Genomic DNA, 25,197 nt, shown 5'->3' with positions numbered 1-25,197 from the left:
TATACACATCCTTCTATAGAAATTATGTAGGAGTTTTTATGATTCCCGAAAAGCCACTGGTTTTGTTACGATAGAAATATAAGAAAAAGGAGAGGTTTTTGTGATCCGTAAAAAGGAACAAAAAGATAACAGAAAAGTCGCTGAACTTGTTTATATCATTTGGGAAGGTATGGATCTCGAAATAATTGAGAAATTTGATAAAAAAACTGTACTCGAAGCGTTTGAAATGTGTCTCAGTGACGAAGAATTTCGAAACTCAGAAAGAACCATTCACGTGTATGAGGTAGATGGAGATGTTGCAGGATTCGTTCTGAGCTATCCCGGCCATACCGAACACGAATTTAAACACGTGTGGGAGAAACTTGGACTGGACAAGAAATTTCATCCATATAGTCCACCACTTGAATTGAGAGAAGCACGTGACAATGAAATGTACATAGATAGCGTGGCAACGTTTAGTGAGTACCGCGGACAAGGTATCGCGACTAAGTTATTGAAGTATTTACTAGATAGTGAAGAAGCACGTCCTTTTGGACTCATTTGTGAGGTAGAGAATGAGAAGGCTTTAGGCCTTTATCTGAAGCTTGGGTTTAAAAAAGACGAGGTCCTCGAATTGTATGGGCAAGAGTATTATCATATGACTTATGTAAAGTAAGATTTTTCTTTAAAAAATCAAATTCAATAAAATATTATAAAATCAAACAGAGAGATAATGTCAATTGCTTTAGGCAGTTAGTTGTTATCTCTTTTGTTTTAAAGAAATTTAAAACAGCTAGGTGATAAATCACCTAGCACTTATAAACACAGAGCTTTAAGATAATAATTCATCAAGATACTCATCAGTTAATGTATATATCGTTGGTCTCTTTTTTACTACTTCCAATTGATCTTTAAATCTATCTAAAGCACTTAAGATTTTTCTTCTTTCGCAATCGTGTTCGTATGCTAATTCATTTACTGAAATTCTATTAGATTTGTTTTGAAAAATAGCACTTTGAGCCATTATAAAAAGAACAGAACGATCAAATTCTTTTTCTACTAATGCATCTAAATTATTACTTATCTTATTTATTTTGTCTATATCTTTTTCAAGTATAGCTATGACGTGTTCTTGTCCTTCAACGATCATTTCTAGCATAGCTTGTACAAAAAAAGTTGCCTCTGCCTTGTTCAATGGATGAGATGTTTCTGTAAAAGCCTTATAGTACTTACTCTTATGGTTATTTATAATAGTTGAGAATGTCACTGCAGAATAAACATCTAATTTTTTAGACAAAAACTTACATACAATATAACGCCCCATTCTTCCATTACCATCATAGAATGGATGAATATATTCAAATATATAATGCGAGAGCATTAATTTGTATAGATAAGGCATATCATCATTTCTAATGAAACTAATCATCTGTCCTAACATAGAAATGATTTTTGATTCTGACTTAACACCTCTGTGAATTTCTTTACCCCCACTATAAACACTTACAGAACCTTTTCTAAAAAGCTCACCATCTAGTCTATCCCCTTTTGAAATTTCAGATGAAACTAGTTCATCATAGATTGAACGAATATCTTCAATCTTAGTGATTTCTGACTCTTTCTCAATAAAATAATACAGTTTTACAAGACCAAACAATCTCTTTTTTGTGATACTACCTTTCTTTAAATCACTGTTTTTAATATCTTCTAACACCTCAGATATTTCTTTTTTTGTACTTCTAACATTTTCTACTTCGTTTGTACTTTGTATTTCATTAATAAGTAGATTGGTATAGAAACTTTGTTGTGATGCGCTCGGCAATCGATTTTTCAGAAGAGTAATTGTACGACTATTTTCAATGATTGCTTCATTTAAAGCTGCTAACTTGTGTGTGTTTACTAAAAACAAAGGAAAAGATTCATTGTAAAAATTCCCATTTCTAATCGGCTTTATTTCTATTTCTGTGAGATAGGCACTTAATTGATTTAATCTATTTTGGTACTCTACTTCGTGATTTTCACTGTTCATATGAAACACTTTGTTTAGTGGATAATATTTGCTCATTTTCTTCACCTTAATTACCTTTTTTGAGATTTTGGTATTTTATAAGTAGTGATATGAATTATATACTATTTTGACTAAAACTCAAGAAAAATTATTTACCTCACACATGAAGAAGCATAATAATGATTGTTTTTAATTATTTAAATAGAATATAATTCAAGTAGCCTATTTGAGGAGTTGGTGTCTATGAGTTACATCGCTTGGTTAATTGTATTTTGTGAAATCGCCTTTTGGGTAGTAATTGCCATAGGGTTAGTGTTTAGATATATTTTTAGAAAAGAAAAGTTAGGTTTTATATTTTTAGCAATGACACCAGTGATTGATGTGGTGCTTTTGATAGTGACGACGTTTGATTTGATGAACGGAGCAACAGCAGGATATCCACATGCGATAGCTGCCTTGTATATTGCTGTGTCACTAGTGTTTGGTAGAGATATGATCCGCTGGTTTGATGATCGATTTAGATATTATGTAATGAAGCAAGGAGAAAAGCCAGGGCAAATATTTGGATATGACTATGCAAAACTATATGCAAAGTCGTTCATGAAACACATTATTGCGTACGTAATAGGAACTGGATTACTTTATCTGATAAAAATACTCGTCCACAATAATGAAGAGACACAAGCATTAGATGGAGTAACGAACGTTTGGACGATTGTAATTGTAGTAGACTTGATTATCACAATTTCATTTTTTATTTGGCCAAAGAAAAAGAAGTAACAACTTATTAAAGTTGATACTTCTTTTGAATTTCATAATTAAACACTTGACACATATTTGACACTTGCTACTTTGAAACCCTAACCTATAAAGCTTTATATTCTGAGACCTCGGTTAAATAACACTCTGTTTTAATTGAAATGTTTATACTTTATGGTCCATCTGTTAACGTCCACACTAGTGTTGATTGATAACTACCTCTTTGAGCAGTCGCTGGATTTGTTTTTAATAAAATTCCTTCATCTTCATTAAAATTAAAGTGAAATTCATCTCCACTTTTTGTAGCATCAGACTTTTTACCGACTGTTTGTCTATTTACTTCCCCTTCAATCAGTTTAAAATCTTTATTTTTTACGAAGTAAAGTGCATTTTTAAGCTGATCAATTCCATTTGTATGTGTTAACGGTGTTTTACTATAGACACTTACTGAAAAATCACTTTTTTTAGTACTTCTCACTTTCACTTTATGAGGGTTACTCTTTCTTTTAATAATTGACTCTCCAACATTGGTGATTTTTGTGTCTTTAAATACAATATCTTCAACTGGTAGTAATTCTAAAATTGTACCTTCAACAATAACTTCAGCGCTTGGTATTTCATATTTATCAACTACTACAAAAAACTTAAGCTTGTCATCATCTTTTAAGTCACCTATTGGAATATTATTAAAAGTAAATTTGCCTGTATTGTCACTAGTCGTTTCATACACTTTATTTGTACGTGTATTAAGCATTTTAATTTTACGATTAGCTGTAGCAGTACCGGTAATCTTAGTACTTTCATCTGTAACAGGTTCATTCACTTTTATATTAACTTTAATATCTCCAATCATCCTTATTCTTTTCAAGGTAGATTTAAATTCTTGATTAAAATTTGGAGCAACTTTTTTAATCGATGAATCTGCATTAGTAGTATTTCCACTCATTGTAAATGAACCGTTTAACATATTTGTTTTATAATCCGGTGTTTTATTTTGAGTTGCATAGCCTTCCATACTTACATAGTTTACGTTAAAAGTTTTAAGCACATTTTCTGTAGGGAAAATCGGACCATTCATATTGTCAAAATCTACCACATTAGGATAATAGACATTGAGTGTCACCGCACTGTTAGTTGAGAATAAAGGTGCACTTGAATTACCAGTTTTACGAACGATTAGACTACCATGATCGTCCACTGTAATAGCTCCTATTCCTTGTGATGTCACTGGGCTATTCAAACTTTCTAAAATAATTTCTCCATCGTGATGCGCAGTAATGAAAAAGTCTTTATCATCACTGAATTGAACCGCATTTGAATTTAAAGATTTTAAAGATAAGCGACTGTTCGCACCTGATTCAACATATTTTTGATAATCCCCTCCTGAATATAATGCTACACCGTTATTCGCAGTAACATTTGCTACCGCATTTTCTCCGACTCTAATTCCATTTAGTTGTACATTCACTGTCTTATTTGATTGTGCATATAAACCTCCAAGTGCACCATTCACTGTGAAATTTGCTCCGTTATGAATTTCGTAAAATCTATAATATGCAGCGTAGCCTGCACTCGCGTTTATTGTGACATTACCATATACATGAAGTACACTTTCCCAACTTGCACCGATATGACTGCCATTAAAAGCAACATCTTTTAAACGAAGTTGGCTCGCATGGTTCGATCTAAACATACCTTCATTTTTATCTCGGTTGGTAGTAGATAAGTTTGAAAAGTTCATAACAGCTATCTCAGAAATACTCGTATTATAGAGCCTGCTAGTACCGATATTTAAAGAGTAACCATTACCGTCTAAAATTTTTTGATTATAATTTGAATAAATGTATTGATTCCTATCCGTAGAAATATCGTTTGTAAATAGTATCACTTCAACATTTCTAGCATATATCGCTTTATTGAATTCATCAGCTGTACTTACACATCTTACTTCACCAGTAACAGATTTCGAAATTACCGATCCAATCAAATTACTTTTTGATGTATTGTACTCCTCTGCTGTTGGGCATTTCCCTGCTTCAAACTGGCGTTCTGTTGTAGAACGCGTTGCTATTTTCTTTTCTTCTTTAGCGACTTCTAACTCATCTTCTTTATTACCATTGCTTTCAGATATGTCTGTTGCTTCTTTATCATCCTCGGTATCTTCTGTTTCGGTCTCTTCTTCATCGTATGATTCGTTTGATTCTTCAGTTGTTTCACATTGGTATATGTCGTCAAAGCTTTTCGTATTGTCTGCATCTATCTTATAATCTATGCTTAGAATATTGTTTTCACTAATGAGTTTTACTTTATCCTCATCCTCTAAAGCGGTAGATAAGGAAAAAAGATATTCTCCATCATTTACAATTGTTTCTTCTACAAATTGTTCATTAACATAAAGCTCAACCGGTTTTTCATTATTTCCAGTACCTTTAATAGTTTTAGAATCTACTATATCTACTGAATAATTAACATTACATGAATTTACTGCCGTCATTTCTGCCGCTTGTACGAGAGTTGCGGGCGTCATTAATAAAATACATAATATTAAGTTTAAATACTTTATCATATTAATTCACCCTACTTTTTCTTTCGTATTACCATGAGTATTAACAGTATTAATAAACCAAAAATAGTCATGCCTGCAATGATTAATGCAAATGTTTTCCAGTCAGTTTTTTCAACTTCTACAGCATTGTCATTCGCTTCTTTTGCAGTTTCTTCAGTAATTTCAAATTCTTTCTCGAATTCAAATGTTTCATTATCCGTTGTAATCGTTCCTTTATAAACATACTTACCTTTTTTTAATTTTTCATTATTAAAAGATATAGGATGATTAAATAAAGCATTTGGTGCGATTGAAAAGTTGTCATCTTTTCTTTCGTATAATGGTGTATCGTTCCCCTTCTTAAATACAGCACCCTCGATTTTTGAATTTGTCATTAGTAATGGTTGCTTATTGCTAAATTCAACATTTAAACCTGTTCTATTATTAATTAATCCAGGGTTAACACGATTTATTTCAATTTCTTCTTGCAATTTTTTATTACTATTTTTGTCATTTAGAACAACTGCAATTTCATACGCGTAGTTATTTTTAATTTGTACACCGGAAGAGTCTTCTTTTGAATCATCTATAAGTAAAAATCTTAAGCCACCTAAAATCGTGCCATCGAAATCTTTTTCTGGCATTTGAATAGAAAATTCTGCGATTGCCTTCTCATATGGCTCAATTTTTAACGTCGGTGTGAGTACATCTGTCATTTTAGTAAAATTATATTTTAAAGAGTTATCGAACTCTTTAATTGAACCATCGTAAACAAGTAATCCATTACTGTTTGTCGCTCCTTTATTTGCGCTAACTTTAACTTCGATTGGTTCATTTGAGTTATTAAATACTTCTACTTGTAATTTCTCTGTAGTATTTTTTTCAACTGCTAAATCAAAGTATGTCTTCTCAGAATCAACTTGACTGTCCGGTAAAATCGTACGTAAAGAATACGGAACTTCTTCACTTGCTAATGCTGTAGGTGCGATATTAAATAATAGTAGTATAGATAGCAATATCCATGTAATTCTTTTCATCATCAACTTCCTCTAAAGAAAAACCCCGAACTACTGTTCAGGGTTAAGATTTTCGCTTATATTACTGGTTACCAGGTCCATCATATAAAGTCCAAGTAATTGTAGATGTATGTTCACCTGCTGAAGCGGCACCTTGTGGAACATCTAAAGTTACTTTTTCGTTTGTTTCTCCGTCACCTTTTAGCCACTTAACAATCCATGTTCCAAGACCTTGTGCTGTTCCAATTTGTGCATTGTCTGAACGACCTTCAGCATTAACAACTGATGCACTGTCTCCACCAGTATTTAAAACGATATTATTGTTTACTAACGGTGGATTAACTCCTTGTACTGGAGAGGCTGCTTCACCATTTAAGAATGAAATAACTGCACCCTCTAAAGTGTTCGTACCGTTTTGAGTGAAATGAGAAGCTTGAGCACTTACACTCCAACCTTGTCCAGTACCACGACGATCGGAAACTTGAATATATGGTCTTTCACTAACCGACTCGTACTTAGCAGCTGCAGTTGAAATTTCGTGTGTACCAAAATCTATATTAGAAACAAAATCTAAAGATAATGGTCCTGTATTACCTGTAACATTACCATCTTCTGGAGTACCTGGCTGTAATGTTTCAGGGTCTAAAATTTCAGGTTCATCTTCAGGTGCTGTAAAATTAACCTTTGCCTCTGATTCCGCTTGCTGGTGTTGTGCTGCTAGCATTGGAGCTGCAACTAAAAAAGATGTCGCACTTAATGTGAGTGCTGATAATAATAATTTCTTTTTCAAATTTATTTCCTACTTTCTATATATCTTTAGTTTCTATCTAATCTAACAATAAAACTATACACTTATTCGAACTAAAAGTCGATATTTTAAAATAAAAAATGAGACTACTTTATAGCTTGTGAAGTAATCTCATTGATGTAAAAATATATGGAGACGGCGGGAGTTGAACCCGCGTCCAAGGATCTTGCTACACTTCTTTCTACGTGTGTAGTTCTCAATTAATGTTTCGCATGAACGCCGGAAGAGAACGTTCCACAATTCATGCTAGTCTGATTAAGTTCTTCTAGAAGTCTGCAGACGGAAGACTTCTAGTATATCTTGCTAAAGTTGAATCGTCTCAGTAGGTCACAAGAAAACGTACGAGACGATGTAGCTGAAATTATGCAGCTACGAGATTGTTAGTTTTGCCAGTTATTATAACTGAGTATCGTTCGTAACGAAGTCGAAACCTCCGACACGCTTAAAGTGCTCAATAACCCCTGTCGAATCCAGAACGTCCCCGTTTATTTGCGTAATGATTATTATATCATTATTCGCTTTTTCATTTCAAGTTATTGGTTTCTCTCTTTTAGCGCACGGTCGATGTCTCGTTTCATTTGTTTTTGTTTTAAGTCGTGACGCTTATCGTATTTCTTTTTACCTTTTGCGTATCCAATCAGCACTTTACATACTCCGTTTTTAATGTAGAGTCTAAGTGGAATGAGTGCATGACCTGGATTATGCAAATAACCGATCAGTCGGTCGATCTGCGCTTTATGGAGCAGTAACTTTCGTTGTCTTAACGGGTCGTGGTTAAATCTATTCCCTTCTTCGTAAGGGGCGACGTGCATGTTGTAGACGAACATTTCACCTTTAAAATCACGGCAAAATGCGTCTTGTAAACTAACAGATCCCTTACGAATCGATTTGATTTCAGTCCCTTTTAATACGATCCCCGCTTCAATCGTATCCTCAATGATATAATCATGACTTGCTTTTCTGTTTTGAGCGAGTACTTTTCCGTGATGTTTCTTCATATCATTTACTTCCTCTTTCTATTTCTTTTCGGCGCACTTTTATAGAATGGCTTTTTGCCTTTCGGTTTTTTCGTTTGGTCTCTCACTTTGTCTTTTTTACGACCATTAGAATCGATATATTTCGGTTTTTGCTTGTCTTTTTGTTCTTCTTTTACTTTTTTACGCGGTGTTATTCCAACGACTGTAAAATCGATTAAACGCTCTGCGATATTGACGTTTTCAACTTCGATTTCTACTTTATCGCCCATTCTAAAGACTTTCCCTGTGCGTTCACCGATTAACGCCATCATACGCTCGTTATAGTTATAATAGTCGTCACCTAAGTTGTTCATATGAACGAGTCCTTCGACTGTATTCGGTAGTTCAACGAACATACCGAAGTTCATGACGCCTGATATAACCCCTTCAAAGCGTTCTCCGATATGCTGCTGCATATACTCTGCTTTTTTGAGGTCGTTCGTATCGCGTTCAGCATCTACTGCTCGGCGTTCACGTTCAGATGAATGCGACGCAATTTCTGGTAACTTTTCTTTAAATTTTTGAATCGTTGCTGGACTCGTATCTTTTTCGATTAAATACGTACGAATTAATCTGTGTACCATTAAATCCGGATATCTACGAATCGGCGCTGTGTAGTGCGTGTAGAATTCTGTCGATAACCCGAAATGTCCGAGTGATTGATATGAATATTTCGCTTGTTGCATCGAACGTAACATCATCATCGAAATGACTGTATCTTCAGGGGTATCTTTTACTTCATCTAAAATTTCTTGTAACGCGTTTGGGTGAATTTTATTCCCTTTACCTTTCACGAAAATACCAAAGCTCGTTAAAATCTCGAAGAATTGACGAAGTTTATCTTCTTTTGGATCTTCGTGAATACGGTAAATAAACGGTAAATCGAGCCAGTGGAAGTTCTCAGCGATCGTCTCGTTCGATACGAGCATAAATTCTTCGATTAACTTCTCACCTTTACCGCGGTTACGTAAAACGATATCTTCAGGCGTGCCGTCACGTTGAACGATGATTTGTGCTTCGTTAAAGTCAAAGTCTAGCGCACCACGTTTATCTCGTTTACGGCGTAATATTTTAGCGAGTTCACCCGCATGGATAATCATGTCTGTAATTTCACCGTGTGAGATTTTTGTCGCTTCATCGTCTTCTTCTAATATTTTGTTAACTGCCGTGTATGTCGTACGTTTGTCCGACTGAATGACACTTTCAAAAATACGATGATTTACGACTGTTCCATTCATATCGATTTCCATCTGACACGTCATCGCAAGTCGCTCGACACCTTCATTTAACGAGCATATACCGTTTGATAATTTATGCGGCAACATCGGTATCACTCGGTCGACTAAATAAACACTCGTCGCTCGGTTATACGCTTCTTTATCGAGTGGTGTCCCTTCTTTTACGTAATGTGATACGTCCGCAATACTTACTGTCAACTCGTAGTTTCCGTTACTTAACTTTTCGACAGAAATCGCATCGTCTAAATCTTTTGCGTCTTCTCCGTCGATTGTAATCGTCATTTGCTTCGTTAAATCGACGCGACCTTTCTTTTCTTCTTCAAGCACGTGGTCTGGAATGTTTTCGACTTGTTCAAGTACGTCATCACTAAAGTCGATATCGATACCGTGACTATAAACGATAGATAAAATATCGACACCCGGATCATTTTCATGTCCGAGAATTTTTGTAATATGACCTTCTGGATTATCGGTGTTATTTTTTGGGAATTTCGTAATTTCAACGAGCACTTTATGACCGGAAACTGCACCTAAATTTTGCCCACTTGGGATAAAAATATCCGTATTATACGTAAGGGAATCCGGTACGACGAATCCGAATCCTTTTGACCCTTCATATTTACCGACGAGCTTTGTCACGTTATGTTCGATAATTTTTACGACGCGACCTTCATGATTCTCACCACGCATCGACTCTTCTATCGTACAGAGTACAGTGTCTCCGTCTAATGCGCCGTTAATTTCATTTGGTGGAATAAATACGTCATCTACTCCTTCTTCTTCCGGACGTAAAAACGCAAATCCACGCTTATGCATAGATAGCGTACCTTTAACGACTTTTGACGTTACAACTTTGACGTACTTATTTTTCTTTGTGCGACGTATAATATCCGACTCTTCAAGAGAGACTAAAGCTTTAATGAGTGCTTTAAAATCTTCTGCGTCGTGAATATCCAGTTCACTTTCAAACGCTTCAGTTGTCATCGGTGTATACGTATCACGATCAATTATTTCTAACACTTCGTCTTTAAAATCTCTCATGAATAAGTCCTCCTATAAATTACGGTTTAAAAACGCGTAATAATCTTCAAATAATTCTTCTTGGTCTTTGTCAATCGTTAAAACGTGACCAGAGTTTTCATAGTATTTTACTTCTTTATCGTCACTGCCGACTTCATCGATGATTATTTCAGCACTATTTATATCAATCACATCATCGAGTTTTCCTTGAGCGACAAATATTGGTTCTGTCACTTCTCCGAGGCGATCTCTCGTACTTCCTATAATCTTCTTAATATCTGTAAAAATCGATGCATCGGTGTAACTTTCTAACTCTCTTTTAATTTGCCCGTCTTCTTTATGTTCAAAACGTTTTTTAAACATCTCAGCGTATATTTTAAAGTTATTAAGTAATTCACTTTCCGTTTTTAGCGTCATAGGCGAACAAATCGTCGCTACCGCTTCAACGTCTCGGTCCATCGATAACTTTAACGCAAGCACGCCACCAATCGATAGACCAACGACAAATACTTTGTCATACGATTCTTTTAACTCGTCATACTTATCAATTGCTTGTTTATACCACACATATGGTGAGGATTTTAATATGTTTTCTGGGCTTTCAGTATGCCCTTCATAGTTAAATGCGTAGCTCGGAACTTCATTTTTTTCTAAAAATCTTCCGAGTTGTCGCACGTCTGACGTATTTCCTGTAAATCCATGAAGTAAAAGTACCGCATAGTCTTTCGTACTTTCACTAAACGCAAAATTTCCAGGCATTCTTACTTTCATTCGTACCACTCCTTACATCTATTGTACGAGATATATAATAGAAGATAAAGAACGACGAAAACAATAAAACGCCGAGGTGATTAAACACCCCGGCGTGTAGTATTAACTGACATATGTTAATAGAATCATTATTAAAAAGAACATGACAGATAAAACGACTGTCGTTCTGTGTAATATTAAATCCATACCTCTTGCTTTTTGTTTACCAAAGAGCTGTTCTGCACCACCACTTATTGCTCCTGATAGTCCAGCACTCTTACCTGACTGGAGTAAAACGACCGCGATAAGTGAAATGCACACAATGATCAGTAATACGATTAAAGCTGTATACATCGCGTGTTCCCCCTACTTGCTATATCGTTACATATTATATCAGTATTCGATACCGTAATCAACTACATAATTAGCGTAAGTTAAAGAACGCATCCTTACCTTTGTAAATGGCAGTTTCATATAATTCGTCTTCGATTCTTAGTAACTGATTGTATTTCGCAACGCGGTCTGTACGTGACGGTGCCCCTGTTTTAATTTGACCTGCGTTTACTGCTACAGCGATGTCTGCAATTGTCGTATCTTCTGTTTCACCTGAACGGTGTGAAATGACTGATGTGTATCCTGCACGTGCTGCCATTTCGATAGCTTCGAATGTTTCAGTTAACGTACCGATTTGGTTTACTTTAATTAAAATAGAGTTACCGACGCCTTCTTCGATACCTTTTTCAAGTTTTTCAGTGTTCGTAACGAATAGGTCATCCCCAACAAGTTGTACTTTAGAGCCTAATTTTTCTGTTAACTCTTTATGGCCGTCCCAGTCGTTTTCATCTAACCCGTCTTCAATCGAAATGATCGGATATTTATCGCATAACTGAATGTACCAATCCACAAGTTCTGAAGCTGTGAATGATTTACCTTCACCTTTTAACTCGTATGTTTTTGTTTCTGCATTGTAAAACTCACTAGAAGCAACGTCCATCGCAAGTACGATATCTTCACCTGGTGTAAATCCTGCACTTTTAATTGCTGTAATTAACGTTTCAAGTGCTTCTTCGTTTGAGTCTAAGTTCGGTGCAAATCCACCTTCGTCACCAACTGCTGTTTGAAGACCTTTATCTTGTAACACTTTCTTTAACTCGTGGAATACTTCCGTACCCATTTGTAAAGCTTTTTTAAATGTTTTCGCACCAACTGGCATGATCATAAACTCTTGAATGTCGACGTTGTTGTCAGCATGTTCTCCGCCGTTGATGATGTTCATCATCGGTACTGGAAGTTCTGTTGCGTTAAATCCACCTAGATATTTGTATAGTGGTTGGCCTAAGTAGTTTGCTGCTGCATGTGCAGTTGCCATTGACACACCTAATATTGCGTTCGCACCGAGTTTTGCTTTATTTTTTGTACCATCTAATGCGATGAGTACTTTATCTAATGATACTTGCTCAAGTACTGAAAATTCGCCTTCGATAATTTCTGGAGCGATAATATCATTTACGTTTTCTACTGCTTGTTGTACACCTTTACCTAAATAACGGTCATCACCGTCGCGTAATTCAACTGCTTCATGTTCACCTGTTGATGCACCAGACGGAACGATTGCACGTCCAAATGCACCACTTTCCGTTAATACTTCAACTTCAACTGTTGGATTACCTCTTGAATCTAATACTTCACGCGCATAAATATCAATAATTTTAGGCATGGTTAATCTCCTTTTATTTTATAATTATTTATTGTAATAAAGTTTTACCCGTCATTTCTTTTGGTTGGTCTATACCTAATAAATCTAACACTGTCGGTGCTAAATCTGCAAGTCGACCACTCGTTACATTTACACCTTTTTTAGTAACGATGACCGGAACGTCGTTTGTCGTATGTGCGGTCATCGGTTCCCCGTTTAGTTGTACGACTTCGTCAGCGTTACCGTGGTCTGCAGTAATGACTGCAACACCACCTTGAGAGATAATCTCATCGACAATTTCACCAAGACATTCGTCAACTGTTTCCACTGCTTTAATTGTCGGTTCTAACATTCCGCTATGTCCGACCATATCTGGATTTGCGAAGTTTAAAATCATCATGTCTAAGTTGCCTTTTTTAAGACGATTAATCGCTTTGTCCTTTACTTCGTACGCACTCATCTCAGGTTTTAAGTCATACGTTGCGACTTTTGGCGAGTTCACGAGAATGCGTTCTTCGTTATTAAATTCTTCGTGACGGCCACCTGACATAAAGTACGTGACGTGTGGATACTTTTCAGTTTCTGCAATACGTAACTGACTCATTCCGGCATTTGAAACGACTTCACCGATCGTATTTACTAAATCTTCTTTTTCAAACACGATACTCGCGTCGATGCTATCATCATATTTCGTAAACGTCGTAAATTTTACGTTTTCAAATGGTTCGATTAAAAACTCATCAAAACCTTTTTCCGCAAACACTTCAGATAATTGAACCGCACGGTCTGGTCTAAAGTTATAAAAGATCATCGAATCGTTATCTTTTAAAAATCTTTCTTTTTGTCCGACGATAAACGGCGAAACAAACTCGTCGTAAATCTCAACCTCATACGCACGCTCTACACCGGTACGTGCCGTTTTAAACAATGGTCCTGCACCGTAGTGAATTGCGTCATGTGCCTTTTTAGTACGCTCATAACGTTTATCTCTATCCATTGCGTAGTAACGTCCTGAAATAGTTTTAAATTCACCTAAACCTATTCTTTCAAACTCTTCTTCAGCTCTATCAATATAATTTAATGCAGATTGCTGGTCCACGTCTCGTCCATCTAAAAATCCATGAACGTACGCTTTTTTTACACCTTTATCTTTTGCGAGTTTTAAAATCTCAAACATATGATCGTAATGGGAATGTACACCGCCATCTGAAAGTAGTCCCATCACATGGAGTGTGCTATCATTTTTTAACGCGTGGTCAATCGCGTTGTTTAAAGTTTGATTTTTATAAAATTCTTTAGACTCAATCGATTTATTAATACGCGTTAGACTTTGGTAAACGATACGTCCAGCACCAATATTTAAATGCCCGACTTCAGAGTTACCCATTTGACCTTTTGGTAGTCCAACGTCTTCTCCACAAGCGACTAATTTATTGTTCGGATATTCTTTTATATAACGATCAAAATTCGGCTTTTTTGCTTGCTTTACTGCGTTACCAAAAGTTTCTTCACGGCACGCGAAACCATCTAATATTATTAAACCAACTGGCTTACTCATTTTTAGCACCTTCTAATAGTGACACAAAACTTTCGACTTCTAGTGACGCACCACCGACAAGTGCACCGTCAATGTGAGGTTCACTCATATACTCTTTAACGTTTTCTGGTTTTACAGAACCACCATATTGAATACGTACCGCTTCACTCACGTCTTTATTAAATAATTTTTCAATTGTTTCACGAACAAGTTGACACATTAAATTTGCGTCTTCACTTGTCGCACTTTTACCTGTACCGATTGCCCAAATTGGTTCGTACGCAACGACAACTTTTTTAGCATCTGATTCACTGACACCTTTAAAAGCTGCTTCAATTTGAGTCGTAATTTTTTCAGTATACGTGTTGTTTTCACGCTCTTCTAACGTTTCACCACAACAAACAATTGGTATAACATCTTTTTCTAGTGCTTTTAACACTTTTTTATTGACGTCTTCATCTGTTTCATTAAACATTTCACGTCGTTCTGAGTGACCGATAATGACGTAGTCAACACCTAAATCACTTAAGCTATCTATAGATACTTCACCAGTAAATGCACCTTGATCTTCAAAGTGGCCATTTTCTGCACCTATACCAATACTTTCATTTGTTCCTTTGACGAGTCTATCGAGATGAATAAACGGCGCACAAATCGCCGCATCTACTCCACTCGGTAAATCTTTATTTAATAATTCTTTTAAAAATGCTTCTGCTTCACTAACTGTTTTGTGCATCTTCCAATTTCCTGCAATAAATGGTGTACGCATAACTATCTCCTTACTTATCATTTAATGCTTTAATTCCTGGTAATTCTTTACCTTCTAAAAATTCGAGTGACGCTCCGCCACCTGTAGAAATGTGTGAGAAGTCTTCTTCAAAGCCGAGCTGTTCAGCTGCTGTTGCAGAGTCTCCACCACCGATAATCGTAATTGCGTCTTCTAGCTTCGCAAGTGATTCACATACTTTAATCGTACCTTGTGCGAAATTAGACATTTCAAACACACCCATCGGTCCGTTCCATACGACTGTTTTCGCGTCCTTTAGAACTTCTTCAAACAATTCTACTGTTTTTGGACCAACGTCTAATGCCATTTCATCTGCTTCAATCTCTGAAGCGTCTCTTACAGCGTGCTCACTGTCGTTACTAAATTCTTTAGCTGCAACAACGTCAACTGGTAAGACGAGTTTATCTTTGCCTGTTTCAAGAAGAGATTTTGCGAGATCGAGTTTATCTTCTTCAACGAGTGACTTTCCAGTGTCATAGCCTTGAGCACGTAAAAACGTGTTCGCCATACCGCCACCAATTAAAATCTTATCTGCTTTTTCAAGTAAGCTTTCAATTACAGTAATCTTATCTGATACTTTTGCCCCACCTAAAATCGCAACGAGTGGGCGTTTAGGATTTAATACTGCTTCACCTAAGAAGTCGATTTCTTTTTCGATTAAAAATCCTGACACAGCAGGTAAATGTTCAGAAATCCCAACGTTTGAAGCGTGAGATCTATGTGCTGTTCCGAATGCGTCGTTAACAAACACATCCCCGAGTGACGCCCAATATTTACCGAGCTCTGGATCGTTTTTACTTTCTTTTTTACCGTCTAAATCTTCAAAGCGCGTGTTCTCTACGAGTAACACGTCTCCTTCGTTTAAGTCTTCAATCGAAGATTCTAATTCTTCACCGCGCGTCGCGTTGACAAAGAATACATCTTTATCTAACAGTTCGCTTAAACGTTTCGCAACTGGTAATAGCGATAACTCTTCTAAGTCTTCTTCTGTCTTTACACGTCCTAAATGTGAGAATAAGATGACTTTACCACCTGCGTCTATTGTGTATTGTATCGTCGGTAGTGCTGCTTTAATACGCTTGTCGTTCGTAATTTCACCGTCTTGTAACGGTACGTTAAAATCCGCACGTACGAGTACTGTCTTTCCTTTAAATTCTACATCCTTAATTGTCTGTTTCATTGAGATCCTCCAAATAAAAATATACACTCTCTTAATTATATCGTTATTTACATTTATTTTAAACGGTTAAGGGATGAATCACTGTTTCGCCCCTTCAACATATTCATGAATCGTAAAAAAGTCGATAATCCCCTCTTGTACGACTTCTTCTTCATGCATCACAACTGGTACCCGGATTAAAAATCGTTCATGTAACGTGTCGTCTGACGTAATATCGACTTCACTCACTTCAACGTCTTTAAATGATTCTAACGCTATATTTAATTGGAGCTTCGCATCTTCACATAGCTTACAGTTTGGTGACGTATATAATACGAGTTTCATCGGTTTGAGACCTTTCTTTTTATAATATTAAATAGTTCATACATCATTTCAGTTATGATGATTCCCATCGCAATTGATAATGCGATAAGTGCCGCTTGAAATCCTGAATCTAATGCAGCTAAATTATCATTTTCTACGACGGCACGTACGGATTCGTACGCTTTACCTCCAGGAACTAACGGTATAAGTCCACACGTTACAAATACGATAAGTGGCGCTTGTAGTCGTTTCGTAAAGAATATCGCTGTACTCGTCATCGTAATAGCCGCAACGAAGTTTGAAATGAGTGGTTCAATCCCTATCGTCTGACTTAAAAAGTAATACATCACCCAACCGAGCGCCCCTGTTATTCCGCTCGCGGCGAGGTGACGTCTCGGTATGTTAAAGATAATTCCGAAACTAAATGACGCAAAGAAACTTAATAAAAATTGTGCGAGAAACACCATACTCATTTCACCTCCTATAATATGAGAAACACCGTTCCAACACCGGCACCGATCGCAATAGCAGTGAGTCCCGCTTCAATGCCTTTCATCGTCCCTGCTAAAAAGTGTCCGCGTATTAATTCACGCAGTGCATTAGTAATTGGCACCCCAGGCACAAGAGGCATCACTGAAGCGATAATAATCGTATCGATGTTTACTCCGAAACTATAGCGCACGTAAACAAGCGCAAATAATGCGATTAAAAACGCCGCAAGTATTTCTGTAAAAAACTTAATTTTTGTATAACGCTGAATCCATTCAGTGACGAATACACCTAAAGCACCTGCAAATAACGTTATCGGTAAGTCTTTAATCGATCCGTTAAACATAAATAAAAACATAGACGCAGCAACCCCACCGAATAAGACGACCATCCATAATGGGAATGTACGTGAAGCGCTAATATCATCGAGCGCACTTTTCGCTTGTTGAATCGTCATCCCATTTGTAATTATTTGTCGTGATAATTCGTTTATATTGACGACTTTTTCTAAATTGTTGTTACGTGTTAAAATTCGGATTTGTTGAGATAATCCGTAGTCGTTCATCGACAATATAATTACAGTCGTTGCTACGAATACTTGAACGTTTTCAACCCCGTAATGTTTTGCGATACGCTCCATCGTGTCTTCGACTCGGTACGTCTCTGCACCATTTTCAAGTAACATTTTCCCTGCATTTAACGTCACAAAGAACACGTCACGCACGTACCTTAAACTGAGACTACTATCGGGGCGTTCGACTTCTTCTAATACGTCTAACATCGTGTCACCTCTTTTATATAAAAATAAAGCGTGATTCCACGCTTTATTGTAACTCTAGATTTTCTAAATACTTAGATTGTATGTCATAAAAACTTTCTGTATTTGGGATAAAGTACCATAACCCGTCTTCTAAAACGACATCTTCGCCTTCTAGTTGATACTTTTCAATATTGTTTTTCGCTCCGTAATAACGAAGTGCCATTAAACTAATTTCTCTAGAAGATAAATCTGTTCTAACGTTATCTCCTAACGTATCAAACACTGTGTTCATGTGAAGTAGACCGCTTGGACTTAACATTTTAGTTGCGAGTGACTCTAAGACGAGCTGTTGACGTTCTTGACGGCCATTATCCCCACCAGATCCTTCTTCGTATCTGCTTCGAATAAATTTAAGTGCCGTATCTCCGTCCATATGATACGTCTCACCTTCAACAAACTCGATACCTTTTACAGTAAATGTACCGTTGCTCTTCACTTTAACACCGCCGACACTATCAATTAACAATTTGACGCTATCCATATTCATCGCGACGTAATGATCAACTGGTGCACCCATAAAGTTCTCAACCGTATCAACAGCCATATCTGGCCCACCGTACGCATACGCATGGTTGATTTTTTCAACCGTTCCGTAACCAACGATTTCTGTTCGAGTGTCTCTAGGGATACTGACCATCATCGTCGTCTTTTTCTTCGGATTAATTGAAAGTAGCATAATCGCGTCACTACGTTCTCCGCCCGCTAGACCGCGTTCACTGTCTGAGTCCACTCCAAAAATGACGACTGAAATTGGATATCCAGACAAATGACTAACTGGACTATTTCGATACGATGACGTTTCACGATTTAAAGGTGCGTGTATATCATCGCTTAAACTAAATAACTTATATATAGAAAACACTGCAAATATTATCAGTAAAGCGAGTAAAACTAGTATAATTCGTTTAAAAGTTTTACGTTTTTTCTTAGGTTTTGATGGTTTTTTATCTTTAACTATAGGAGTCTCACGCTCTTCGTTTTTTAGACGATCGACTCTACTAAATTCTGACATAGTGTTGCCTCTTTCTATAAAAATCATCACTATTATAGCATGATTTTTAACGCGCTTATACTAAAGTGGTGCTATCTTGCTCCACCACCGCCGCCTCCGCCGGCACCCATGCCACCTCCCATTCCAGTAGCTCCACCCAAACCACTGGATGCTTGAGAACTACTAAATCCACCGCTGGATAGTCCTGTGTTTATATAGTTTGTCGTATTATTAAAGAGATAGAAGTAATTTGGGTAAAAATAATTCTCCTCAGATTTATTTAAATGATATTTTTTAAATCTTGATTCAATTTCATCTGTTACTCCAAGTAAATAAATATAAATGAGTTCTTCTGTTTGAATTTCATCATTTTTAACACGTTCTAACCATGTATTCTCATCTTCATTTTGTAAGTAATTACTATACTTAACGAAGTGTTCAATTAAGTCATGTCCCTTAGTGGTTGGTATTATAACTTCAAAAGGTACAAATGCTGCTGTTTCTTTTTCAATATTAATATATTCATTTTTCTTTAAATATTCTTTTGAGTAATCTTCGAGGTAATCTGCAACTTTAGAAACGTCTGTTGCATTCTTTTTAAACCACTTTTCTAGATTCTTTTTCGTAATTACTTTGTGATCATCCATCGCATTTAAAAACATCATCCATAATAATAACTCATAATCTCCATTATATGTTTCGTTTTTAATTTGCTTTAGCGCTTCTTCAAAATATTTACCGTATTCCTCTTTCACTGTCTCATAATCTTTTACAATAATTGAGGTATTTCTTTTATTTAATTTTTTGGAGTCATCTTCAAATTCAATTTCAATACGATTATCTCGATGCCATTTTATTAAATATGCAGATATAAACTGCTCAAAATACGCATAGTCTAAATGATTAAGTAAGTATGCGTACCCTGCATAATCGTTCATTTTTGACGGTGGTATTTTTGTTGATGAATTTTTTAAGTCCTTTTTAATTGTATACCCTGATTTAATATGACCACGTGATTTTTTCTTACGATTTGCGATCCATAATCCAGCAATCGTCCATAACCCAACAATACTTCCAAATAGAATCGCTAATCCTGAGAAAATTTTACCTGTAAGACTCATCTTCGGCCCAAGTGTTTCATTACTATCTAAATAATCCTCATTATAGTTTGAATTATGTAATGCCATACTTCTTTCTTCTTCTAACGTTTTGTCTTTATTAGCATTTGTATTAAATAATTTCGAATCAAATTGTAAAAGTACCGTTGCATAGTTACTACCATCCATAGCTTCACTAGATTTCCAAACGATGTTTCCATCTTTTAAATGCATATTTCCAACAATACCAAATCCGTAAAATCGAACGTTATCTTTAGTGAATGGTTCGTATGATGAAATAGTCATCGTCATTTCATCAGTCGGTAGTTCTGTAAATGTATTAAAATCCCAGTAAATAGACTGTCCATCTTTTAAATTTTTTACCATGTTAGTTAATGTATAGTGAACGGTATAATTCTTATCTCCATACTCTCCAATTCCCCATACTAAATCAAAACCATCATCAGTATTTAAAACACTATATTTACCAGCTTTTTCATCACGCTTCCAGTCAGAATCCCATTCTTTTACTTCTTTAAATCCGTCTACAGAAAAGTGTGTTAATTTAGCACCTTGCATATCGTCTTCATTAAACACTATATAATTTTCTGTACCATCATCCATATTTTGTTTTCGTTCTTCAGTCACTTCTACTGAACCGTCTTTTTTAATATCAATATGAATGTTGATATTATCAATTTCATTTGCATGTGCTTTAAAACTTATAGTTAAACTAAGTAAAACACTTAATAAAAATACGATATACTTCTTCATCACATTCCTCTTTCTAAAAAATTATTATTTATTTCTTTTGTCTTACTTATAATTGTAACAAAACTAATATACACAAAAAAGAAGGCGTTTCGCCTTCTTTATCGATTGTTTCGGTCATAATATCTGTGACTTTCTTTAGTTTCACGGTCATAAATGACGGACTGAATATTACCGAATTCATTCGGTGAACTAATTTTTCTAATCGGCGAATCGAGTTCATCAATATTACCCAGCAATTCAAATTGTGCAAAATCTTCGTAATAAATTTGATCGTTAGATTTAAATAATCTCCCTTGGTTGATGGCTGACTTTAATGTCATATCGTTATTAAAGTACTGAATGATAATTTGTGATATGACCGTAGGTATCATATTTCCACCTGGTGTACCGATACCGATATAGCCATCGTCATTCACAATAATTGTTGGACTCGTATATGATCTTGGTGTTTTGTTTGGTTCACCGAAGTTTGGACTCATCGGATCTTTTGAAAAATTGTCTAAAGAGTTATTTAAGTAAAATCCTAAACTACTATATTTACCTGATCCAAAATATCTATTTAACGTATTCGTTGCACTAATCATACGTCCTTCTTTGTCGACGACGACAAAGTGTGTGGTGTTGTTATTAATATTTTCTTCATATTCGACGCTCTCGACATCATTTAATTGATACAGTTCATTCTCAATATAGTATCTGTCTAAATACTGCATTCTATCACCGTCCATATCGCTCACGATATCTCGGTTAATCATCATAATATCTCTCGCGTTACTTACAGATTGTATAAAGTTATAAGACGCACCGTCTTGTTCACGTAGTATTTCATCGATTGCTAACGCTTGTAACGTAAACACTCCACCGAGCGGGCTACTCGGCGTGTATACTGTAGATCCTTGGTAGTCCATACTTAATACGTCACCTTTAGTCGCAGTATAATTCGTAAAATCTTCGACATTAAAACGCTCAAACTCTTCAGTCATACTCTCACCAAGCATTTCGTAAAATGCATCAGCGCCATATGCTTGAATGTATTGTAAAGTGTCTGCAAGTTCCGGTTGAGTGATTTTTTCACCACTAGCTACTGGTTCACCGTCTTTATAAAACGGACTGTCTAAGTCATTATATTCTTTATATAACGCGAGGTTTTGTGCAAATCTTGCATCGACTGTAATTCCGTCTTCAGCTAAAGGTATGACATAATCTAAAATCTCTGCCATTTCCATACTGCCATACTCTTTTTGTAAATAGTCCATTCCTCTAACGAGTCCAGGAATTCCGATTAAATCACCTTGCTCATATACGCTTGATGATATACTCTGATATTTGATTTCATCGGGTGCTTCCATTTGACCATCGTAATATAATAACGCTCCACCTCCGCCAAGTCCCGAAGCATACGGTTCGACGATAGCTAACGCAAACGCAACACCTATCGCAGCATCTGCAGCGTTCCCACCGTCTGCGATTATTTTTTGACCGACTTCGCTTGCTCGGTAGTCGCTTGACGTTACGGAATACGATTCATTCTTTTCATTTTTAAAACTGTCTTTTTCTAAAGAAATCATATCTCGATTATTTTTCACCATATATATTGCGACTGATGTCAGTAACAATAATATTAATGCAATTAAAGGAAAATATTTTTTCATTATAATAACCGCCACTTATTTAGTATAGTATTCGATAATTTTTCGTTCAGATTCACTTAACTGTTCATCATTTTGCTTAACAAACATCGCAATATACATTGAACAGACAACGACGATAAGTAAAATCCAAATGAGTACCTTTTTACTGTTCAAAATAAAACTCCCCATCCTTATATGAAGTGTGTGTCGGCATTTGTTGGAACAACGTTTTTTGCTCAAAGAAATTTAAATTGTTTTTAGTTAATGTGCCGTGTTTATATTGTACAGGTGTGATTTTAAATTGATTGCTTTCTATATCGTGCTGAACGACGATACTCTTTTTATAGTTTGAAATATAATCGTTTGACACTAAGTTTCCTAAACTATAAAAGATAACTGTATCGTTATATTTCTCAATTTCTTGAACGACGCTATTATTACCGATAATAATATCGACACCGGCGTCAGATAATGCGTGTGCAAGTTCTCTTTGTCTTGTAGTCACTTCACGTTCGTTTGGAATCCCCCAAGTGACACTCACTATGATTAAGTCACTATCACTATTTAACTGCTTAATTCTTGGTAAAAAGAAACTCGGTTCTAATTCATGGTTAATTTGTGGTATTTCACTAGATATGAATTTTGAACTCTTATCTACAAACGATAAAAACGATATTTTCTTTTCTCCAACATTATGTTCAACGACGTCTTCAAGACTTGGATTTTCTAATGATAGTCCGATATTTCTTTCGACATCGACGAGGTCAACGTATGGTACATTTTTGTTAAAAAATGTTAAATCCGTAAAGTAATTGTCTTGTATCTCATTAATTTGCTCATTCTTATTCTTTACTCGTTTGTCTAACACAATATTTGTAAATGATAATTCATTTTCTAATAAGGGACCCTGTAAACTTGTTAGAAAGTGCTCGGACTCAAATATGTCATTATATTCTTGTAAATATAAATTCCCCGTATAGAAAATAGTCGGACTGTCTTCTGTTTCAAAACTCTCTACTTCGATCGGTGTATATGTTCTATTCACAAAGTATATACTTATAACACTAATGACTAGCATTGCTAGTACAATTACTAAGTTAGAACGTTTATTATGTTTGATATATTTTAATATTTTTTCTTGAAGTGTTAGTTTTTTCATTATTAAATCACCTAACTATAGTAATACAACGTAGTTATACACATTTAATAGAGCATACGTTAAAAATGTAACGAATAGCGATGATGATAACGTAATGACTACACCTTGTCTTTGGATTGTATTTGCGATAATACCAGGGATGACCATACCTATCCCTGTAATTTCAATCATGTCATAGGGTATCGGCGCATATGGAAACGACGCATCAAATATAAATTTTAAGACCATTGCTGTTAAAATCATCGCTGAGAATTTTCTTCTACCATACAAAATAATGATCTTGCTGAGTACTTTGTCGACAATGATATATGTCAAACAACTAATAATTAGAATCGAAAATAACATGACTGGTTGGTCAAATATTAATGCGAGGTATCCTGGAACGACTAGCCCTGCTGGGCTTATACCAAACCTTTCCGCAAACAGTAAACTTAATAGTACCCCTGTAAACAGTGAAAAATAGAGTTCTGTACCAATCATTCTTTTAAATCCTCCATATACTGAATAATTGTTTTACCTGGTCCGTGAATGTTACCGACACAAAATAGTAGGACGTTTCTTGATATGTTTAATATCTCGTTTAATACGTCCTCATTGCTTTTACCTTCTAAATTAATATATGTCTCATTTCTATGTTTCATAAAATCGGTTACCATCTGTGTGGATTTTCCTGTACAAATGAGTGCATCAAACTGTACATTCGGTAAAAAGTCTTCAACGAATTGTCTAGTACGGTCCACTCTGTCCGATCTGCAATTCAGTAATAACACTTTCGACTCATACTCATATCCGGATGCTTCAATTTTCTTTAGTATTGCCATCGACGATGTCGGCTCATTCGCTGCGAATGCATTTACAAATATATTATTCGTACCATTTGACACGTAAGACACAATATCAACTGCTCCAGAGTCTGGAGGTGCTTTTAACATCCCTCTATAAGCGATATCGTCATCAATTCCGATTACTCTAGAAATACCGAGTGCAATCGCAACGTTTTCAGCGAATATTAAATACGGAAACTCCTTTAAATATTCTTCAGAAACATCTGACGGATCAGTAATAATCACTTCAGTATTTCTTTTCGCTGCTTCTTTTTTAAACAATTCTTCATAATGACCTTTCAGTACGACTAAGTGACCGTTATTCGGTATCGTTGCGACAAATGACTCTGCGACCTCATCTAACGTTGGACCTAATACGTCCATATGGTCCTCCATAACGTTCACAATCGCACCGACATTTGCTTTTAACAAGTCTTGCTGAAATACTTTCTGATAATCTGGGTTCACTGCCATGCACTCATTCACAATCGCTTTTGCACCAGACTTCACAGTTTTACTAATAATCTCTCTTTGTTCCCCTATATTCGCACCTTGCGGTTTACGTACAATCGGAACCTCTTCATTTTGATACCAATATAACAACCGTGCATCTGTACCTGTCGTTTTACCAACGACCTTATATCCTGCTTCTCTTAAAATACTATATGTCAAACGCGTTATCGTAGACTTCCCTCTCACACCGTTAATATTAATTCTAAGAGGTACTCTTTTTAAACGTCTATTATGTAAATATTTATCTAACATACCGA

Annotated in this window: 24 protein-coding genes and 1 other RNA gene; 2 read left to right on the top strand and 23 right to left on the bottom strand. The window is 35.8% G+C overall.

Annotated elements, in window-relative coordinates; all coding sequences use genetic code 11:
- The first annotated feature begins 100 nt into the window (after positions 1 to 100).
- Entirely contained in the window at positions 101 to 655 is a 555-nt protein-coding gene (locus HMPREF3029_RS01765; RefSeq protein ID WP_070622496.1) for a GNAT family N-acetyltransferase, read from the top strand.
- Positions 656 to 811: 156 nt separating this feature from the next.
- Here the strand turns inward: HMPREF3029_RS01765 and HMPREF3029_RS01760 are convergent, their stop codons facing one another.
- Positions 812 to 2,044, bottom strand: a complete 1,233-nt coding sequence (locus HMPREF3029_RS01760; RefSeq protein WP_070622497.1) for a Fic family protein — start codon at positions 2,042 to 2,044, stop codon at positions 812 to 814.
- A 186-nt stretch (positions 2,045 to 2,230) separates the two neighbouring features.
- On the opposite strand from HMPREF3029_RS01760, the gene HMPREF3029_RS01755 reads away from it, so the two are divergent.
- On the top strand, positions 2,231 to 2,767 hold the full coding sequence (locus HMPREF3029_RS01755) for a hypothetical protein (protein ID WP_070622498.1): 537 nt from the start codon (positions 2,231 to 2,233) through the stop codon (positions 2,765 to 2,767).
- 151 nt (positions 2,768 to 2,918) lie between these two features.
- On the opposite strand, the gene HMPREF3029_RS01750 is transcribed toward HMPREF3029_RS01755, so the two are convergent.
- The 22 genes from HMPREF3029_RS01750 to pgsB all read right to left on the bottom strand — a co-directional run.
- Entirely contained in the window at positions 2,919 to 5,312 is a 2,394-nt protein-coding gene (locus HMPREF3029_RS01750) for a carboxypeptidase-like regulatory domain-containing protein (protein WP_070622499.1), read from the bottom strand.
- Between the two features lie 11 nt (positions 5,313 to 5,323).
- A complete protein-coding gene (locus HMPREF3029_RS01745; RefSeq protein WP_083314945.1) occupies positions 5,324 to 6,331 on the bottom strand; it encodes a WxLIP family cell surface protein in 1,008 nt (335 codons plus the stop codon).
- Positions 6,332 to 6,389: 58 nt separating this feature from the next.
- Complete coding sequence (locus tag HMPREF3029_RS01740; protein ID WP_083302025.1) at positions 6,390 to 7,097, bottom strand: WxL domain-containing protein; 708 nt, start codon at positions 7,095 to 7,097, stop codon at positions 6,390 to 6,392.
- A gap of 145 nt (positions 7,098 to 7,242) precedes the next feature.
- Positions 7,243 to 7,598, bottom strand: a transfer-messenger RNA (tmRNA) gene (gene ssrA / locus HMPREF3029_RS01735).
- Positions 7,599 to 7,648: 50 nt separating this feature from the next.
- Positions 7,649 to 8,113 (bottom strand): SsrA-binding protein SmpB, encoded by a 465-nt coding sequence (gene smpB / locus HMPREF3029_RS01730; RefSeq protein ID WP_068129936.1) that lies wholly within the window; start codon positions 8,111 to 8,113, stop codon positions 7,649 to 7,651.
- A gap of 5 nt (positions 8,114 to 8,118) precedes the next feature.
- Positions 8,119 to 10,410 (bottom strand): ribonuclease R, encoded by a 2,292-nt coding sequence (rnr, locus tag HMPREF3029_RS01725; protein ID WP_070709420.1) that lies wholly within the window; start codon positions 10,408 to 10,410, stop codon positions 8,119 to 8,121.
- Between the two features lie 12 nt (positions 10,411 to 10,422).
- The gene (locus HMPREF3029_RS01720; protein ID WP_070709418.1) at positions 10,423 to 11,160 is read right to left on the bottom strand and encodes an alpha/beta hydrolase; all 738 of its coding nucleotides are present in this window, start codon (positions 11,158 to 11,160) and stop codon (positions 10,423 to 10,425) included.
- A gap of 102 nt (positions 11,161 to 11,262) precedes the next feature.
- The gene (gene secG, locus HMPREF3029_RS01715; protein ID WP_040929433.1) at positions 11,263 to 11,493 is read right to left on the bottom strand and encodes a preprotein translocase subunit SecG; all 231 of its coding nucleotides are present in this window, start codon (positions 11,491 to 11,493) and stop codon (positions 11,263 to 11,265) included.
- Positions 11,494 to 11,563: 70 nt separating this feature from the next.
- On the bottom strand, positions 11,564 to 12,856 hold the full coding sequence (eno, locus tag HMPREF3029_RS01710; protein ID WP_070709416.1) for a phosphopyruvate hydratase: 1,293 nt from the start codon (positions 12,854 to 12,856) through the stop codon (positions 11,564 to 11,566).
- Between the two features lie 28 nt (positions 12,857 to 12,884).
- Positions 12,885 to 14,393: a 2,3-bisphosphoglycerate-independent phosphoglycerate mutase gene (gpmI, locus tag HMPREF3029_RS01705; RefSeq protein ID WP_070709414.1), complete on the bottom strand. Its 1,509-nt coding sequence runs from the start codon at positions 14,391 to 14,393 to the stop codon at positions 12,885 to 12,887.
- Positions 14,386 to 15,141: a triose-phosphate isomerase gene (gene tpiA / locus HMPREF3029_RS01700; RefSeq protein WP_070709412.1), complete on the bottom strand. Its 756-nt coding sequence runs from the start codon at positions 15,139 to 15,141 to the stop codon at positions 14,386 to 14,388. Before tpiA ends, gpmI begins: the two co-directional genes overlap by 8 nt.
- Positions 15,142 to 15,151: 10 nt before the next feature.
- Complete coding sequence (gene pgk, locus HMPREF3029_RS01695) at positions 15,152 to 16,339, bottom strand: phosphoglycerate kinase (RefSeq protein WP_070709410.1); 1,188 nt, start codon at positions 16,337 to 16,339, stop codon at positions 15,152 to 15,154.
- A 78-nt stretch (positions 16,340 to 16,417) separates the two neighbouring features.
- The gene (locus HMPREF3029_RS01690) at positions 16,418 to 16,663 is read right to left on the bottom strand and encodes a glutaredoxin family protein (protein ID WP_070709408.1); all 246 of its coding nucleotides are present in this window, start codon (positions 16,661 to 16,663) and stop codon (positions 16,418 to 16,420) included.
- Complete coding sequence (locus tag HMPREF3029_RS01685; protein WP_070709406.1) at positions 16,660 to 17,115, bottom strand: threonine/serine exporter family protein; 456 nt, start codon at positions 17,113 to 17,115, stop codon at positions 16,660 to 16,662. Before HMPREF3029_RS01685 ends, HMPREF3029_RS01690 begins: the two co-directional genes overlap by 4 nt.
- A gap of 8 nt (positions 17,116 to 17,123) precedes the next feature.
- Positions 17,124 to 17,912, bottom strand: coding sequence for a threonine/serine exporter family protein (locus HMPREF3029_RS01680; protein ID WP_070709404.1), 789 nt, complete (start codon positions 17,910 to 17,912; stop codon positions 17,124 to 17,126).
- Between the two features lie 43 nt (positions 17,913 to 17,955).
- Entirely contained in the window at positions 17,956 to 18,963 is a 1,008-nt protein-coding gene (locus HMPREF3029_RS01675; RefSeq protein ID WP_083314944.1) for an LCP family protein, read from the bottom strand.
- A 71-nt stretch (positions 18,964 to 19,034) separates the two neighbouring features.
- Positions 19,035 to 20,813, bottom strand: coding sequence for a DUF2207 domain-containing protein (locus tag HMPREF3029_RS01670; RefSeq protein ID WP_070709402.1), 1,779 nt, complete (start codon positions 20,811 to 20,813; stop codon positions 19,035 to 19,037).
- A gap of 98 nt (positions 20,814 to 20,911) precedes the next feature.
- Entirely contained in the window at positions 20,912 to 22,465 is a 1,554-nt protein-coding gene (locus HMPREF3029_RS01665; RefSeq protein ID WP_070709400.1) for a gamma-glutamyltransferase, read from the bottom strand.
- 15 nt (positions 22,466 to 22,480) lie between these two features.
- A complete protein-coding gene (locus HMPREF3029_RS09340) occupies positions 22,481 to 22,618 on the bottom strand; it encodes a hypothetical protein (protein WP_168162109.1) in 138 nt (45 codons plus the stop codon).
- Positions 22,608 to 23,603 (bottom strand): CapA family protein, encoded by a 996-nt coding sequence (locus HMPREF3029_RS01660; protein WP_070709394.1) that lies wholly within the window; start codon positions 23,601 to 23,603, stop codon positions 22,608 to 22,610. Before HMPREF3029_RS01660 ends, HMPREF3029_RS09340 begins: the two co-directional genes overlap by 11 nt.
- A gap of 15 nt (positions 23,604 to 23,618) precedes the next feature.
- A complete protein-coding gene (pgsC, locus tag HMPREF3029_RS01655) occupies positions 23,619 to 24,083 on the bottom strand; it encodes a poly-gamma-glutamate biosynthesis protein PgsC (RefSeq protein ID WP_040929441.1) in 465 nt (154 codons plus the stop codon).
- Positions 24,080 to 25,197: poly-gamma-glutamate synthase PgsB (gene pgsB, locus HMPREF3029_RS01650; protein ID WP_070709392.1), on the bottom strand; the 1,118-nt coding region annotated here is incomplete at its 5' end. The genes pgsC and pgsB, both read right to left, overlap by 4 nt.

Source organism: Nosocomiicoccus sp. HMSC059G07 (assembly GCF_001815515.1).
GTDB classification, from domain to species: domain Bacteria; phylum Bacillota; class Bacilli; order Staphylococcales; family Salinicoccaceae; genus Nosocomiicoccus; species Nosocomiicoccus ampullae_A.
The sequence above is the reverse complement of the archived record's forward strand: the minus strand, read 5'-3'. Positions and strand labels throughout refer to the sequence as shown.

Excerpts from the sequence above, each read along its gene's own strand:
- HMPREF3029_RS01760 (WP_070622497.1), bottom strand. The coding sequence starts at position 2,044 with ATGAGCAAATATTATCCACTAAACAAAGTGTTTCATATGAACAGTGAA.
- HMPREF3029_RS01755 (WP_070622498.1), top strand. The coding sequence starts at position 2,231 with ATGAGTTACATCGCTTGGTTAATTGTATTTTGTGAAATCGCCTTTTGG.
- HMPREF3029_RS01750 (WP_070622499.1), bottom strand. The coding sequence starts at position 5,312 with ATGATAAAGTATTTAAACTTAATATTATGTATTTTATTAATGACGCCC.
- HMPREF3029_RS01745 (WP_083314945.1), bottom strand. The coding sequence starts at position 6,331 with ATGATGAAAAGAATTACATGGATATTGCTATCTATACTACTATTATTT.
- smpB (WP_068129936.1), bottom strand. The coding sequence starts at position 8,113 with ATGAAGAAACATCACGGAAAAGTACTCGCTCAAAACAGAAAAGCAAGT.
- rnr (WP_070709420.1), bottom strand. The coding sequence starts at position 10,410 with ATGAGAGATTTTAAAGACGAAGTGTTAGAAATAATTGATCGTGATACG.
- HMPREF3029_RS01720 (WP_070709418.1), bottom strand. The coding sequence starts at position 11,160 with ATGAAAGTAAGAATGCCTGGAAATTTTGCGTTTAGTGAAAGTACGAAA.
- secG (WP_040929433.1), bottom strand. The coding sequence starts at position 11,493 with ATGTATACAGCTTTAATCGTATTACTGATCATTGTGTGCATTTCACTT.
- eno (WP_070709416.1), bottom strand. The coding sequence starts at position 12,856 with ATGCCTAAAATTATTGATATTTATGCGCGTGAAGTATTAGATTCAAGA.
- gpmI (WP_070709414.1), bottom strand. The coding sequence starts at position 14,393 with ATGAGTAAGCCAGTTGGTTTAATAATATTAGATGGTTTCGCGTGCCGT.
- tpiA (WP_070709412.1), bottom strand. The coding sequence starts at position 15,141 with ATGCGTACACCATTTATTGCAGGAAATTGGAAGATGCACAAAACAGTT.
- pgk (WP_070709410.1), bottom strand. The coding sequence starts at position 16,339 with ATGAAACAGACAATTAAGGATGTAGAATTTAAAGGAAAGACAGTACTC.
- HMPREF3029_RS01690 (WP_070709408.1), bottom strand. The coding sequence starts at position 16,663 with ATGAAACTCGTATTATATACGTCACCAAACTGTAAGCTATGTGAAGAT.
- HMPREF3029_RS01685 (WP_070709406.1), bottom strand. The coding sequence starts at position 17,115 with ATGAGTATGGTGTTTCTCGCACAATTTTTATTAAGTTTCTTTGCGTCA.
- HMPREF3029_RS01680 (WP_070709404.1), bottom strand. The coding sequence starts at position 17,912 with ATGTTAGACGTATTAGAAGAAGTCGAACGCCCCGATAGTAGTCTCAGT.
- HMPREF3029_RS01675 (WP_083314944.1), bottom strand. The coding sequence starts at position 18,963 with ATGTCAGAATTTAGTAGAGTCGATCGTCTAAAAAACGAAGAGCGTGAG.
- HMPREF3029_RS01670 (WP_070709402.1), bottom strand. The coding sequence starts at position 20,813 with ATGAAGAAGTATATCGTATTTTTATTAAGTGTTTTACTTAGTTTAACT.
- HMPREF3029_RS01665 (WP_070709400.1), bottom strand. The coding sequence starts at position 22,465 with ATGAAAAAATATTTTCCTTTAATTGCATTAATATTATTGTTACTGACA.
- HMPREF3029_RS01660 (WP_070709394.1), bottom strand. The coding sequence starts at position 23,603 with ATGAAAAAACTAACACTTCAAGAAAAAATATTAAAATATATCAAACAT.
- pgsC (WP_040929441.1), bottom strand. The coding sequence starts at position 24,083 with ATGATTGGTACAGAACTCTATTTTTCACTGTTTACAGGGGTACTATTA.